This is a genomic window from Cupriavidus sp. FW306-1B-F12B (assembly GCF_058781795.1).
The window spans coordinates 35,706-49,133 of record NZ_JBYSXC010000020.1; the positions used below are offsets into that span (position 1 = coordinate 35,706).

Annotated in this window: 13 protein-coding genes; all 13 read right to left on the reverse strand. The window is 61.3% G+C overall.

The genetic code is table 11. The annotated features are described in order from the left end of the window. Positions 1-6 precede the first annotated feature (6 nt). The 13 genes from tssL to AC3WLE_RS27365 all read right to left on the reverse strand — a co-directional run bounded on the left by tssL (position 7) and on the right by AC3WLE_RS27365 (position 13,353). Positions 7-1,245 carry a type VI secretion system protein TssL, long form gene (gene tssL / locus AC3WLE_RS27305; RefSeq protein WP_492356818.1) on the reverse strand — a complete coding sequence of 413 codons (1,239 nt, stop codon included), beginning with the start codon at positions 1,243-1,245 and terminating at the stop codon, positions 7-9. Between the two features lie 56 nt (positions 1,246-1,301). Further along, on the reverse strand, positions 1,302-2,645 hold the full coding sequence (tssK, locus tag AC3WLE_RS27310) for a type VI secretion system baseplate subunit TssK (RefSeq protein WP_492317567.1): 1,344 nt from the start codon (positions 2,643-2,645) through the stop codon (positions 1,302-1,304). Positions 2,646-2,649: 4 nt separating this feature from the next. Continuing rightward, on the reverse strand, positions 2,650-3,207 hold the full coding sequence (gene tssJ, locus AC3WLE_RS27315) for a type VI secretion system lipoprotein TssJ (RefSeq protein ID WP_492317568.1): 558 nt from the start codon (positions 3,205-3,207) through the stop codon (positions 2,650-2,652). Beyond that, positions 3,194-3,532 (reverse strand): PAAR domain-containing protein, encoded by a 339-nt coding sequence (locus AC3WLE_RS27320; protein ID WP_492317569.1) that lies wholly within the window; start codon positions 3,530-3,532, stop codon positions 3,194-3,196. Before AC3WLE_RS27320 ends, tssJ begins: the two co-directional genes overlap by 14 nt. Then, entirely contained in the window at positions 3,532-4,002 is a 471-nt protein-coding gene (yiaA, locus tag AC3WLE_RS27325; RefSeq protein WP_492317570.1) for an inner membrane protein YiaA, read from the reverse strand. The genes AC3WLE_RS27320 and yiaA overlap by 1 nt, the downstream gene beginning before the upstream one ends. A gap of 67 nt (positions 4,003-4,069) precedes the next feature. Then, a complete protein-coding gene (locus AC3WLE_RS27330) occupies positions 4,070-6,475 on the reverse strand; it encodes a T6SS phospholipase effector Tle1-like catalytic domain-containing protein (RefSeq protein ID WP_492356819.1) in 2,406 nt (801 codons plus the stop codon). Next, positions 6,472-7,206 carry a DUF3304 domain-containing protein gene (locus tag AC3WLE_RS27335; RefSeq protein ID WP_492340239.1) on the reverse strand — a complete coding sequence of 245 codons (735 nt, stop codon included), beginning with the start codon at positions 7,204-7,206 and terminating at the stop codon, positions 6,472-6,474. Before AC3WLE_RS27335 ends, AC3WLE_RS27330 begins: the two co-directional genes overlap by 4 nt. Further along, on the reverse strand, positions 7,203-7,835 hold the full coding sequence (locus tag AC3WLE_RS27340) for a DUF3304 domain-containing protein (protein WP_492340238.1): 633 nt from the start codon (positions 7,833-7,835) through the stop codon (positions 7,203-7,205). Before AC3WLE_RS27340 ends, AC3WLE_RS27335 begins: the two co-directional genes overlap by 4 nt. A gap of 97 nt (positions 7,836-7,932) precedes the next feature. Next, complete coding sequence (locus AC3WLE_RS27345; protein WP_492340237.1) at positions 7,933-8,667, reverse strand: DUF3304 domain-containing protein; 735 nt, start codon at positions 8,665-8,667, stop codon at positions 7,933-7,935. Beyond that, the gene (locus AC3WLE_RS27350) at positions 8,664-9,218 is read right to left on the reverse strand and encodes a DUF3304 domain-containing protein (protein WP_492356820.1); all 555 of its coding nucleotides are present in this window, start codon (positions 9,216-9,218) and stop codon (positions 8,664-8,666) included. Before AC3WLE_RS27350 ends, AC3WLE_RS27345 begins: the two co-directional genes overlap by 4 nt. Before the next feature lie 181 nt (positions 9,219-9,399). Then, positions 9,400-10,257 carry a DUF4123 domain-containing protein gene (locus AC3WLE_RS27355; RefSeq protein WP_492352258.1) on the reverse strand — a complete coding sequence of 286 codons (858 nt, stop codon included), beginning with the start codon at positions 10,255-10,257 and terminating at the stop codon, positions 9,400-9,402. A 17-nt stretch (positions 10,258-10,274) separates the two neighbouring features. After that, positions 10,275-12,737, reverse strand: coding sequence for a type VI secretion system Vgr family protein (locus AC3WLE_RS27360; protein WP_492317574.1), 2,463 nt, complete (start codon positions 12,735-12,737; stop codon positions 10,275-10,277). Positions 12,738-12,867: 130 nt separating this feature from the next. Beyond that, entirely contained in the window at positions 12,868-13,353 is a 486-nt protein-coding gene (locus tag AC3WLE_RS27365) for an Hcp family type VI secretion system effector (RefSeq protein WP_492317575.1), read from the reverse strand. Positions 13,354-13,428 lie beyond the last annotated feature (75 nt).

Consider the following 13,428-nt stretch of genomic DNA (forward strand, 5'->3'; position numbering starts at 1 on the left):
CCCCGATTACTGCGTTACCACGATCTCGACCCGGCGATTCCTTGCCCGGGCGGCTGGCGACTTGTTGTCGGTAAGCGGCTCGGAATCGCCCTTACCAATCGCTTCAAGGCGACTCTTTGCGACGCCCTTGCTGGCCAGGTACTCGGTCACTGTCGCAGCGCGCTCTTCCGACAGCACCTGGTTTGACGGGTACCTGGCCGTTTTGATGGGAACGTTGTCGCTGTGACCGATCACCGTCACCTTGCCGGTGACCTTGTTGATCTCCGCAGCCACCTTGTCCAGCAACGGCAGGATCCTGTCGCTGACTTCGGCGCGGCCGCCGCCAAACATGTCATCACCGCGGAACGTTACGGCACTGCGCGCCGCATCCTCCTGTACGCTGACAACGCCACGCGCGATCTCGTCCTTGAGCAACGCTGCAAGGCGCAGTAACTTAGGCGGCTCCGGTGGTGCTGCCTTGCCGATGGCAAGTATCTGCTGCTCGAGATCGTGGGTGCGGAACAAGAGCTGGTACTTGTACCAGGCGAACAGGCCAAACACCGCCAGTGCCAGCACCGACACCGTGACCCATACCGGCACCGTGCGTAGCAGGCTGAGCCGCCCGGCGTCGGCGCCCCGCCAGTGCGGCGACAAGTCGCGCGGCACGCTTTCGCGTGCTCCGCTGATCAAGTGCAGGAGGCGTTGCCGGATCGCGTCGAGTTGACGATGGCCGTCAGTGTGGCCGGCATATCGGCCGAGGAAGCCGAGTGACAGGACGTGGTAGATCACTTCGATCACGTCGATGTGTTCGGCGGGCCGTTCAACGAGCCGGCCAAGCAAGTGGAACACGCGCTCGCCGCCATCGTTCTCGCCATGCAACTGGATCAGGAGACTGTTATTTGCCCAGGTATGCTGCCCCCATGGCGTGCCGTTCGCTGCTTCGTCCAGCGCCGTACAGAGAGCGTAGCGCGCGGCCAGGATATGCTCGCGACGAATATTGGCGCGTTCGCAGACGGCTTGAAAATCCCTCGCTTCCTGCACCAGCACTTCCTTCAACCGTTCGCCCTGTGCCGGTTGAAAGTCCATGGGCATATCGGCCAGGGCCCGCAGCAACGGGCGCGCAGCCGCCAGCAGCGGGTTGGTGGCGTGGCCGATTTCAGCTACCCGTTGCTCGACCGGCTTGCGCATGATCGGCCGGACTTCCGCCTCTTCCGTACGCGCGGGCTGCGATGTTCCACTTGGCGGCACGCTGGAGAACGCCTCCATCCATGGACTCGGAGCACCGCTGGACGCAACAGCCTCTGTATCGCGTGTATCGGGCTTCACTGCCGTACTCCCCACAATTCCATGCGCAACTCAGGGAAACTGCCTGCCACATGGAGAGCCAACCCACCGTAGCGCTCGACCTGCTCCCAGAGCGGGTGTTGCTGGGACAGTTCAAAGTAGACGAAGCCGGCGTTGAACGGAATCTGCCGTGGCGGCACCGGCAATGCCTGCAGGGGAATGCCGGGGAGGTGGGACCGGATCAGATCCGGCAGTCGCTCGGACGGCCCTACCTTGGTCTGCGCAGGAAACTGCTGCTGCAGGAGATCGGCAGGAACCTGGGCAGTGACCGCCAATACAAGGGTGGCGAAGCGGCCAAGTTCAATCGGATCAAGCACCGCCAGGCGCACGCCGTGCGCTTGCTCTTTGATCTCGATCCGTTGCGCGGCCCGCTCCAGGACTACATTGAGCAGAAGGCGGAGATCGTCCACCAACGGCTTCAGGCACAGATGCGGGGCGTCGTGCCGATAGGCGGCATGCTCCGCAGGTCGGCGGGTCTGCGTGCGCACGAATGTCGACAACTCACCCGACAGCGCAGCCAGATGCAGGTAGATCACCTCCGGTGAAGCAGCCTTAGCGGCCAACAGGTGGGTCAGGATCGGCTCGTATCGGTTCAGCAATTGGAGAATGAGGTATTCCGACACCTCGGCCGCGTCGCCGCCTCGCATGCTGGCAGCCGACAGGCGCTCGGCCATCGCGTCGGCCCTCAGGTGCAAGAGGCCGTGGATCTCGTTAAGCCACGTGTGAAGCAATGCGCTGGCCGTGTACACATTGACCGGCGGAATCACTGCCGAATCCAGCCGAGCGCTCCCATCTGCCCGAATCTCTGCCACTTTGGTCAGCGGCAGGCCAAGCCAGGACTCGGAAAGCTCCTTCTCCGGCAACAGCCGAAGACGCAAATCCGCCAGCTGCACCAGCTTCGGCCCTTGCGCGATCGAATTGGCGTCCAGCAACTCCTGCTCGAAAGTCCGGTACCGTGCCAGCGAATCCGCGGCATCCTCGAAGTTCGTCTCTTCCGCATTGGGCGTCCGAATCGGGACCGCCAGATAGATGGTCTGATTCAGATGTTCGTGCTGGAGCGCGAGTGGCGCGGGCAGCGCGGCATGCGCCGGGGCATCAAAAGGCGTGCCGTCCTGAAAGATGCCAGCTGCGCTCGACACGACCAGTTTGCCAAGCGACAGTGCCTCGGCATCAATCGCAAGATGATGAAAGCCCCAGAAAAACGGACTGAGCGCCGCGCTGCGCTTATGCGCGTAGTGCTCAAGATAGCGTTCCTGCTGCTGAAAAAGTTGCGGGCGCAGAAACAGCCCTTCGCTCCAGACGACCTTGTTGTACCAGCTCATGGCTTCAATCACGTTTGGAAATGGTAATGGACTGCTGGTCCAACGAGACTTGCAGCTTGATCTTGCGTGCGGGGATGGCCGCGCGATACCACGCGGCCTCAGGGGCGGGGGGCAACTTGTAGACCGCTCTCCATGTCGCCTTGCCAAGCTCCCTGTACCCGACCAGGAACCCCAATGCCTGCGTGTCCGGATTGAGCTTGCGCTCGATGTCACGAGATTCGCCGGGGCGGAGAATGAACTCGTCGCGCACCAGCAGATCCTGCGTCAGCAGCGTCTTGTCAGCCTTTTCGAGCGTGAAGTAGTCGGCATTCTCGAAGGCGTTTTCCGTCTTGAGTTCGTACACACGAACCAGGACCGGCGACGCCCGCCCCTTGTCATCGGGGTTGACGGTGTCTTTGGCCAGCATGGCCAGATCAAGCCTCATCTGCTCGTTCCTGGCAGGTGCCGTGGAGCATCCGACGAGTACCACCCCTGTCAGCCAGAGGATCCCGGCCAGGCGGCACAGAGCCCTGCGCCGCCGGCATCCCGGATCTGCCGTCCGGCGCTGCTCAAACGCGTTCACCGTCCGTCCCATTGAGTTTGGAGATCAAGCTACAGCCGTTGCTGGTCAACATGCCATGCACGACCTGAGGTCGGCCATTTGACAATGTGGAACCGCGCACGCCGCCCACGATCACGCACGCCTTGTCACAGCGCATGCGCGCCCCCTGGAAGGTATAAGCGCGACCGCCGTCAGCAGTGTCCTGCGGCGATCCCTCTTCCACTGTCGCGCCACAGGTCGCTGTATCGCCCTGGCAGATATAGCCGAGTATTTCCATGGATTCTTCTGAAGATGGTGTTGCCAGCCCTGCCGCATGGACGCGACCGTTGATATCGTCCTCAGCCATCAGGCATCGGTCTGCTTGCTTGCGCCATCCTCCTGGAGACGGAACAACTCCGGCTCGATGATGGTCGGCCTGGCCGCCTGGATGTCGCGCGTGTTCTTCTGCACCGCAATGGCGCCGAACAGTGCCAGTGCGAACGACATGCCATAGAAGCCCTTCTCACTCAGGGCCAGCGTTGCATTGAACAAGCCGACACAAAGCAACAGCACCGCCAGAATGACCGAGAGCCAACTCAAACCGTAGTAGATGCCCGTCACGGGAACGCCCTCGAGTCTGTCGCGCACGCTCTTCTGGACCGAAACAGCGGCGAACAGGCCGTAGACCAGCACGGTGAAGTAGTAGCCGCGCTCATTCAGTTGCATATCGGCATTGAACAGGCCGATCAGGAATGCCAGAAAGCCAGCAAGCAGCGCCGACCAGGATGCTGCGACAAAGGCGAAGGAGGGTTGTTGTGAGTTGTGGTGCATGGTCATGGATAGATAGGCTGGTGAGTGAATAGGATCGGGAAAGCACGATGCATTTGCCGTCGCCTGGGCCTGGCTACAGGCGTGGAACTGGGAAGCTGGTCGGCAAGACTTTCTCGAGAACGCGTCTTCCTTCTGCCGCCGCGCCGTCCAGGATCGCGTCGACGCCCTTTGCTGCAGCATCGCCCACGGCATCAAGCGTTGCATCGCGAGTAGCCCTGACCTTCTTCTCGACGGCATTGGCCGCGTCGCGCATGGCGTCAAGCGTGCCTGGCATCTTGATGCCGAGGTGACGCACCCGGGTATCGTTGCCAACGAAAAACGTCCGCGCCCAGCCGTAGCCGCCTGGTGCGTACTCATGGAAATTCGGGACCCGGAACCACGCCCGGCTGTCGTGGATGTAGTCGTCGAACAGCTTGATCGCCGCCTTCTCCTGAATGGCGAACTGGTCCACAGCGGCTGCAGACGTCCACTTGCGCAGGTAGTCCCCCATTTCCGGGGCATGCTCCAGCACCACGTCGTCCTCGGGTGCATAAGCCGCGATTGCTGCGTACATCACGCGGACGTCCGACTTCACAAGAGCGACCAGGCTGGAGTCCGAGGCCGGACGATTCTGGCGCAAGACACACAGGTGTGGGCCAGAGTTCGTCATGGCTCCGGCCGTACTAGTGAGAATTGGACCCGCAATGCCGAATGGGAGTCCCTTCGCGACCTGACCAAGCGTCGCTGGCCGAGAAATCGTCTTGATGCTGGCCTGCCATTTGTCACGTTGATCCGGATGCAGCGATGCCAGCAGAAGACGAAAGTCCTCCGCGCCTTCCAGCAAATCAGTCTGGTCATTGGTGACGATCTCGTCCGCGCCTTCGCCCGGCCGGGCGTCCTCCGGCTTCTTGCCCGCAACCTGCGCATAGAGCACCTCTTCCCGGCGCTGAATCTCCAGTCGCTTGGAAACCAACTTCGCTTGTACAGCCCGCATCTGCGCCGAACCGGCGAGCATGGCTTTGATGTCTCCACGATAGCCAGCACTCTCCACCTCAGAGGCGATCTCTCCGCTTTCGCGCATCAGATCCTGCTGTTCGCGTCGAAGGCGTTGCAATACATCGTCCTGCTTCGCCACCTTCTTGTGCTCCTTCTCGACCTGATTCGGGGTGAGCTTGTCTTGCCGGCAGGCGGCAAAGAAGGGTTGATTGGCAAGATAGCTCCCGGTCCCAATTCGCGCGCGCAAGGTCCGCCACATCAGGTTCTGGCGCATGCCGAACTCCATGGCGTCTTCCACGGTTCTGATGGGGATGACCTTGTCCAGCCAGGCGTTGAATGCCTTGGCAACGTCCGGCGTTATCTGGAAATCCCCGGTCAGCTGGGCGGACTCCTTGATCTTGTCATGCAGCAACAAGGGGACACCAGCCTTCAGCGCCTCGATATACATGTCGTGCAGCGGAATCCGACTCAGCTTGTCGGAATCCCCCAGGCGCGCCTTGCCCTGCTCCCCCGCAACATAGCCGCCGCCTACGTCAGAATGCACGCCAGGATAGGCGACTTCAAGCAGCCTGGCTGCGTTCTGCGGGTAGCTATTGCCCATGCGCACGGTGTCCAGCGGGAAGCTCATGCGCTGTTCGTGGATGGAGAAGAAATGCACGCAACGCTTGACCGCGGCCGGGATGTTCAGATTCCCGCTCATGGTCCATGCGAAGTGTCCATCGAACTTGTCGGACTTGATCAAACTATTGACGGAATCGGGCGGCCCGACCGAGGCCACGGTATCGAACAGACCGACGAAGTTCACCTCATAGGGAATGCTGCCGACGATCTTTTCATCCGGTGCCCATTCCTTCATGAGTTTGTTCACGAAGACGCGGGCCTCGGCGGCGCCACGCGAGAAGCCGAAGACGTTGATCCACGCCCTCTTGACGACGCGGTTGCGCTGGCCATCGTCCTTGCGGTTCTGCTGTGCAGCGCTCAGCATGCTCTCTCGCCGCATCAAATCCGGCGAAGCTCTCCCGACGTCGAGCGCTTCACAAATTCGGCGTGCTTCAGGATCGCTCATCAGCACCGCTTCCTTGGTTCCCAGAATCGATTCGTATATTGCAATCATCACCCGCGTGTACGCCCAGGCACAGCGTTTGGAAAAGCCTACTGCAAAGGACTTTCCCGATGTGCCATATGTTTCCTCCCCCAGTTCGGGAAACGGCGTGCCAACGCCAGCAATGTAGTACTTGAAGACATCCTGCTCGTGTCGGTCTATCGCAGCGGTGAACAACCGCGCGACGTTTGTATGCGATTGGCTTTTCGCATCGCGCCAAGGATTCTTGACGTCATCGTTATTGTTAGTGCCATCGAAGAAGAGGCTGATATGCAGCGTCCTCTCGCAGCTGCACTGTGGATCGGCTACCTTGCCGCAACCCAGGCTATAGGCCTCAGCACTGTCGGGCAGGCGACCAGTCTCCGTCTCCGGCGTCCTCTTCGGCCAGCGCAGTACGTTCATCTCACTCTCCCCGCAGGGCAATCGGTTGGCAGCGTCGGAAATTTGCAACGGCGCTCCGCGGCCTCACGATTAGCCTCTTTATCCACCACGCCCTGTACAACATAAGGGTCATCATCTGAAGGGTGAGTCTCGACACTGTTGTGCCCGTTCGCATTCCCGTCCCGGACCATTACTTTCACCCGATCATTTGGCAAGAAGATTGCCCACATGCCTGACGTCTCTCTTGCATACTGAGGAATCCTGGCTTCTGCCATGTAGTGAATCCCCGGCGTCTTGCCGTCCGGAACCTTCTCCACCTCCCAGCGGATTGTTACCTTCATGTCTGGCTTCCATACTTCCGGAATGCCGATACAGCACGTCTCTGCCCCTCCCCCGGCAGGGCCGTCGCCTTCTGCGCGCCAGATGTTGGGACCGCCTCCGCTCATGCCGTTGTCGCCGGTGATGCCGAAGCCCACGATATAGTGGGGCGTGTAGTTCAGTCCGCGCACACCGCCTGGGTTCACCACGTTCTGGTCGGCAAGCACCGAAGCATCACGAGCTTCTGCGGGAACTGCAGTACGCTCCGTACACGCCGGCAGTGCCGCCATCACAGCCAGCATGACCAGGGCCATCAGCGCACGACTTGTCGTCCGGAACCTCATCGCGACGTGCCTACTGTCAATGAGCCACCCTCGCTTCTCAGCCAGTCCATCGGACTTCGGCATCTTCTTTGGCCAACGTAGTATGCTCATTTCGCTCTCCTTTCGGGACAGTCTGTCGGCAACACCGGATACTTGCAGAGACGCTCCGCCGCCTCGCGATTGGCCTCTTCATCCACCTTGCCCTGCACTACGTATGGATCGCCGTCGTCAGGTCGGATGTTTAGGCTGTTGTAGCCACTGGCGTTTCCATCATTCACGATCACCTTGACTCGATCGTTAGGCAAAAATATCGCCCACATACCTCCTGTCTCCCTTGAGTACTGAGGAATCTCGCCGAACGCCTTGTAATGCACGGTCTCGGCCTTTCCGTCCATCACCTTGTCGACCTCCCACCGGATCGTGATCTTCATTCCGGGCTGCCACACCTCCGGTATGCCGATGCAGCACGTTTCCTTCCCGCCGCCTGCCGGCCGCTCATCGGCTGCGGGCATGATGTTCGGCCCTCCCCCGCTCATCCCGTTCTCTCCGCTGATGCCAAAGCCCGCAATGTAGTAAGGCGTGTAATTCAGCCCACTTACGCCCCCTGGATTCACCACGTTCTGATCGGCAAGCACCGAGGCAGCGCGAGCTTCGGCGGGGGCTGCAGTACGCTCCGTACACGCCGGCAATGCTGCCACCACAGCCAGCATGACCAGGGCCACCAGCGCACGACTTGTCATCCGGAACCTCATCGCGATGTCCCTACTGTCGATGAACCACCCTCGCTCTCAGCCAGTCCATCGGACTTCGGCATCTTCTTTGGCCAACGTAGTACGCTCATTTCGCTCTCCCTGCAGGGCAATCTGTCGGTAGCACGGGATACTTGCAGCGGCGCTCTGCAGCCTCGCGGTTCGCCGGTTCGTCCACCACCCCCTGAGCGACGTACGGATCATCGTCGCCGGGCCGCACGTTGAGGCTGTTGTGGCCGCTGGCATTCCCATCATTCACCATCACCTTGACTCGATCATTTGGCAAGAAAATCGCCCACATGCCGCCAGTGTCTCTTGAGTACTGCGGAACCTTCGCAACTGCCATGTAGTGAATCCCCGGCGTCTTGCCATCCGGAACCTTCTCCACCTCCCAGCGGATCGTTATCTTCATGTCCGGCTTCCATACTTCCGGAATGCCGATGCAACATGTTTCCTTTCCCCCACCTGCGGGGCCGTCGCCTTCTGCGCGCCAGATGTTGGGGCCGCCCCCGCTCATGCCGTTTTCACCGGTGATGCCGAAGCCCACGATATAGTGGGGCGTGTAGTTCAGTCCGCGCACACCGCCTGGGTTCACCACGTTCTGGTCGGCAAGCACCGAAGCATCACGAGCTTCGGCGGGGACTGCAGTACGCTCCGTACACGCCGGCAGTGCCGCCACCACAGCCAGCATGACCAGGGCCACCAGCGCACGACTTGTCATCCGGAACCTCATCGCGATGTGCCTACTGTCGATGAACCGCCCTCGCTTCTCAGCCAGTCCATCGGACTTCGGCATCTTCTTCGGCCAACGCGGTGCGCTCATTTCGCTCTCCCTGCAGGGCAATCTGTCGGTAGCACGGGATACTTGCAGCGGCGCTCTGCAGCCTCGCGGTTCGCCGGTTCGTCCACCACCCCCTGAGCGACGTACGGATCATCGTCGCCGGGCCGCACGTTGAGGCTGTTGTGGCCGCTGGCATTCCCATCATTCACCATCACCTTGACTCGATCATTTGGCAAGAAAATCGCCCACATGCCGCCAGTGTCTCTTGAGTACTGCGGAACCTTCGCAACTGCCATGTAGTGAATCCCTGGCGTCTTGCCATCCGGAACCTTCTCCACCTCCCAGCGGATCGTTATCTTCATGTCTGGCTTCCATACTTCCGGAATGCCGATACAGCACGTCTCCGCCCCTCCCCCGGCAGGGCCGTCACCTTCTGCGCGCCAGATGTTGGGGCCGCCCCCGCTCATGCCGTTCTCACCGGCGATGCCGAAGCCCACGATATAGTGAGGCGTGTAGTTCAGCCCGCTTACGCCGCCTGGGTTCACTACGTTCTGATCGGCGAGGGCCGGCACATCGCGAGCTTCGGCGGGCACTGCAGTACGCTCCTTGCACGCCTGCAGTGAAGCCGCAAGGGCCAGTACTAGCAAGGCCACCAGCGCACGGCATATCTCCCGGGTCCTCATCGCGACGCATCTCCTCTCAATGAACCACCCTCGCGTCCTAGCCAGTCCCCGGGCTTCGGACATCTCTGCCAGCCAACGCTGTACGCACATTTCACTCACCGTTGTGTCCGGCACCACGCTGGCGCTTATGCAGCAACTCCGTCCATACGTGATCCGGCAATGCGTCAACGCTTTCAATGAACGAACCGCCTTCGCGCCATCTCGCTTCCAGCGCCGTCCGCACCTCCGGGTGCTCGTCGAAATCGAACCCATACCGATAGCTGTACTCGCAATACCGCAGCCGACACATCGTCTCCGTGAGCCCCCAGGCTGCAACGCGCCGATATCGATGCAGCAAGTCTTCAAAGCGCTCCGCATATAGCCCTGCGCCGGCGACTACGCCGCCTTGAATCAGGCTGAACAGCACCTGATCCGGCTCGCAGTGAGCAATCAGGTAATCCTGTTGCCGCTGATCCAGGCTGATGGCCACCGGGGCGTCCTGCACTGCAGTGTACTCAGCGCCACCGTTTATGCCGTTCCACTTCCGCGAGTGCCCGCGGTACTTCCATTGATACATAGGCCGCGTCAACTTCTCGGCAAGCTCCGGACCAAAAACGTTCAGGAAGGCAGCGAGATTGCGCGGATCGAAGTAGCGCACCAGCGCAGACATCTTGTCGCCCAGGTCGGCAATCAGAAACTGCTGCAGATGCATCGCCATGGCGTCGATGCCGGCATCGCTCAGGATCAATGAGATGCACGGCATCTGCTGATCCAGTCGATCCAGCTCTGTCATCCACGCCGGCTGGCCCTCGCCGACGCGCGCCAGGAACAGCGACGCGCTCTCCGCCCGCTCTTCCGGCATTCCGGCATACACGTTCCGGCACTCCGGAGCCTGCGCCACCAGAGAGGCAACGTTAGCGGGAAACTGCGCGCCATCGGCGAGCACATACAGAGGCATCGATTCAGTCATGGCAGCCATCCCGGACATCAACGCAGAACCAGTGCGGCATTGCTCTTGGCAGCCTTGAGCAGGCATTCAATACAAAGCGACTTTGTCTCGAATTCCACCGGCATGCTGCGCGGACCCGATTTGGATTTGCTTGCGGCATGGATGGTGTGGCCGCCGGGCGTGTACTCATTGATATTGCCGTTAAGCACGATCGCACTGCCGCCACCGGAGAGCCGCAGTTCCTTTTCGGCGCTGATTTCGATCCGCTCGCCTGTCAAGGTGATCTTCAGCTTTGCGAGCAAGTTGACCGAGTTCCTGAGGGCGTGGATGTCGATGTCATCGGAAGCAGCTACCAGCCTGATCCCTGCTTCATGAACAAACACCCGCCACGCCTTGCGGACATTGGCGAACAGGCCGCCCCCGGCGGTCAGGGAGATATGTTGTCCGGCGGTCACGGCAGCGTGTCCGCCGCTGCGCGTATGGCTTGATCCCGGCGTGGCCTGGATGATTCCCGCTGGGCTGGCGAGAACCAGGTGCGGCGAGGTCAGCTCCTTGAGGCGGCCTTCTCCCAGCATCGCGTCCACTTGCTTGGCAAGGATCTTGGACACGGCCGCAGGCTCCCCATCATGGGCTTCGACTGTCCTGCCGGCGTCGATCAGTTGATCGGCCTCTCTGGCGCTCTCCCGCAGGCCGTCAACCACCGCTCCCATGCTAAGCGCATAGTCGTCGCCAGACTCGCGCGGATAAGTGCTGACCAGCATGCCGAGGCTGGCGCGCAAGGCACCCCAGGCGTCCGTACGAAGCTCAAATCCCTCGCCACGTTTGTCCGTGCGACCGGCATTGCCGGGGATATCGACGATATGGCCGAGCGCCAGCTCCGACGCCTGGTAGTCCGAGCCGATTTGTGCCTGCGGTTGCCCCGGCGTATCGTCCGCGATCACCTTGTTCGCGCGGCCACCACCCTTGCCACTCCCGTCTGCGAATTCGCGGCTCCGAAAGCCCGACAACGACTGCTGGTGGGGCAATAACCACGGCGGCAGATTGAGCTGGTTCGGCGCCCGCCCGACAATCACCGGACAGTCCGGATCGCCGTTGATGAACGCCACAATGACCTCCTGCCTGATCCGCGGAATGTGCATCGCGCCGAACTGGTCGCCCGACCAGCCATTGACCACCCGAATCCATGGCGACGAGTTCTCGTCGTACTTCCCGTAGCGGTCCCATTCGAATTGAATGATCACGTTGCCGTGGTCGTTGCACCAGATCTCCTGGTTCTTCGGGCCAGTCACCACCGCTCGCTGCACGCCAGCCACGCGTGGTTTGCCGACCGTGCGCGGGGGGCGAAAGACTTCATCAGTGGGGTGCGCTTCAAACGAAACGCGGCACGAAAACTGTTGCCCGCTGCCGGATTCGCCGCCGACATCCTCCAGGTCCAGCGTCGCACCGGTCACCAGAAACTCGCGGTTCATCGCCGGGTTGCTGTGATTGCTCACCAGGTAGGTGCAGCCCGCCGCCACCCCGCGCAGCGCACCCGCGCCACGTGCGCGCCGGCCGCGTGAGCGGCGTTCCTCCATGCGAATCCTCGCCCGCATCTCGCCCACCGCCGGATCGACATAGTCGCCCGGGTGCTCGTAGCGCTCGAAATCGGCGAAGCTGGTATCGCGCGGCTGGCTGTTGTCGGTGGTCAGATTCGCGCGCGGCTTGCGCGGATCGTAGTCGTTCAGCGTCACCTTGCCCGTGCGCAGCCGGTTGACCGGATCGAAGCGGACCAGATGTTCCTGGTCGATCTTGAAGCCACGCGGATAGATGGGCAGCGTGTGATAGGCCTCGCTGGGGAACTGGCGATATGCTCCCGATTCGGCGGCCAGGATCAGCCGATGGTGTCCGCCGTCATGCTCGAAGAAGTAGGTAATGCCATACTCCTCGGTCAGCCGCTGGATGAAATGCGCATCGGTCTCTCCATGCTGCACCTCCCAGGCGAGCTTCGGATAGACCGATGTATCGAGGCGCTTCTCCACCGAGAACGGGTAGTCCGCAAGCACCTCGTCAAGAATCTCAATCACCGTCTTCTTCTGGAAAGGCTTGAAGTCGGACGTCTGCGTCGCCAGCCACAGCCAGGGGCGCAGCGTGAACCGGTACAAGCGATTCTCCGCAACGCCGCCGACATGTTCGATATCGGAGATGACACCGGTGATCTCGCGATGCCCAGCCCCTACCCCACCCAGCAGGCCGGTGCCCATGCCATCGAGCTCGATGGTGACGGTCATCTCGCGGCCGATCATCGCATCGGGATCGGCCTCCGCAAGATACTGTTCCGCGGCAGGCGAGACCGCACGCAGGTCTACCTTGTAGGTGAAGAGTTCGCTCAATCCCTCATGACCTGAGAGCCTCACGAACTCCAGCTGGGGCTGCCCCAACAGGTCGGGAATCGCCGCGCTGGAGACGCTGACGGTGCGATTCCGCCCAACGGCCAGGTTTTTCAGATTGTTTAGCGCACTCATAAGGTCATCTCTTTAACGGCTGCTCAGAGTCGGGCCGTTGTCATCCGCATGGATTCCGCACTCGGTCAGTGCCAGACTCCTTGGCCTCGCCAGCTTCAACACTGGTAGCCGGCGAGGCCAGCCATGACAATCAGGCTTCCTTGTTGCCCTTGATGTCGTAACCCGCGGTCACGGCGCCACCGCTGCCGCCCTGGGCGTTCTGCACCACGTACTCCTGCTTCACCTTGGAAAACGACAGCGCCACCTTCTCGCGCATGCGTACTTCGTCATCCACCGAACCCTTGGGGCTCACCCTGGTGACGATCACGTCGGTCATGGTGAGCTTCAGGTATTCGAGCGGATTGCCGCCGGCCTTGCGCACCACCAGCACGGCTTCGTTGATGTGCTTGCCGGTCAGGCAGTACTTCATCAGGTTGGGCGATGCGCGATCGATGAAATGCTCGAAGGACAGGTCCGACACGGTCGCCTTGCCGGCGCCGCCGCCACTGCCCGCGTGCATGGTGGACTGCTGCTCGATGCTCCAGTCCCAGGCCAGTACTTCGACTTCGTTCTTGTGCGACGAATCCTGCGACTCGCCGTCGATGCCGTTGATCTTCAGGAAAATGTCCTGTGCCATTGCAAAACTCCTTGACGTTAAGACAGGTACTGCAGACAAGAGCCACAACCAGGGCCGCGCCCCAATCAGGTCAGG

Excerpts from the sequence above, each read along its gene's own strand:
- yiaA (WP_492317570.1), bottom strand. The coding sequence starts at position 4,002 with ATGACCATGCACCACAACTCACAACAACCCTCCTTCGCCTTTGTCGCA.
- tssL (WP_492356818.1), bottom strand. The coding sequence starts at position 1,245 with ATGGAGGCGTTCTCCAGCGTGCCGCCAAGTGGAACATCGCAGCCCGCG.
- AC3WLE_RS27320 (WP_492317569.1), bottom strand. The coding sequence starts at position 3,532 with ATGGCTGAGGACGATATCAACGGTCGCGTCCATGCGGCAGGGCTGGCA.
- AC3WLE_RS27345 (WP_492340237.1), bottom strand. The coding sequence starts at position 8,667 with ATGAGCGCACCGCGTTGGCCGAAGAAGATGCCGAAGTCCGATGGACTG.
- AC3WLE_RS27335 (WP_492340239.1), bottom strand. The coding sequence starts at position 7,206 with ATGAGCATACTACGTTGGCCAAAGAAGATGCCGAAGTCCGATGGACTG.
- AC3WLE_RS27365 (WP_492317575.1), bottom strand. The coding sequence starts at position 13,353 with ATGGCACAGGACATTTTCCTGAAGATCAACGGCATCGACGGCGAGTCG.
- AC3WLE_RS27355 (WP_492352258.1), bottom strand. The coding sequence starts at position 10,257 with ATGACTGAATCGATGCCTCTGTATGTGCTCGCCGATGGCGCGCAGTTT.
- AC3WLE_RS27340 (WP_492340238.1), bottom strand. The coding sequence starts at position 7,835 with ATGACAAGTCGTGCGCTGGTGGCCCTGGTCATGCTGGCTGTGGTGGCA.
- AC3WLE_RS27360 (WP_492317574.1), bottom strand. The coding sequence starts at position 12,737 with ATGAGTGCGCTAAACAATCTGAAAAACCTGGCCGTTGGGCGGAATCGC.
- AC3WLE_RS27330 (WP_492356819.1), bottom strand. The coding sequence starts at position 6,475 with ATGAACGTACTGCGCTGGCCGAAGAGGACGCCGGAGACGGAGACTGGT.
- tssK (WP_492317567.1), bottom strand. The coding sequence starts at position 2,645 with ATGAGCTGGTACAACAAGGTCGTCTGGAGCGAAGGGCTGTTTCTGCGC.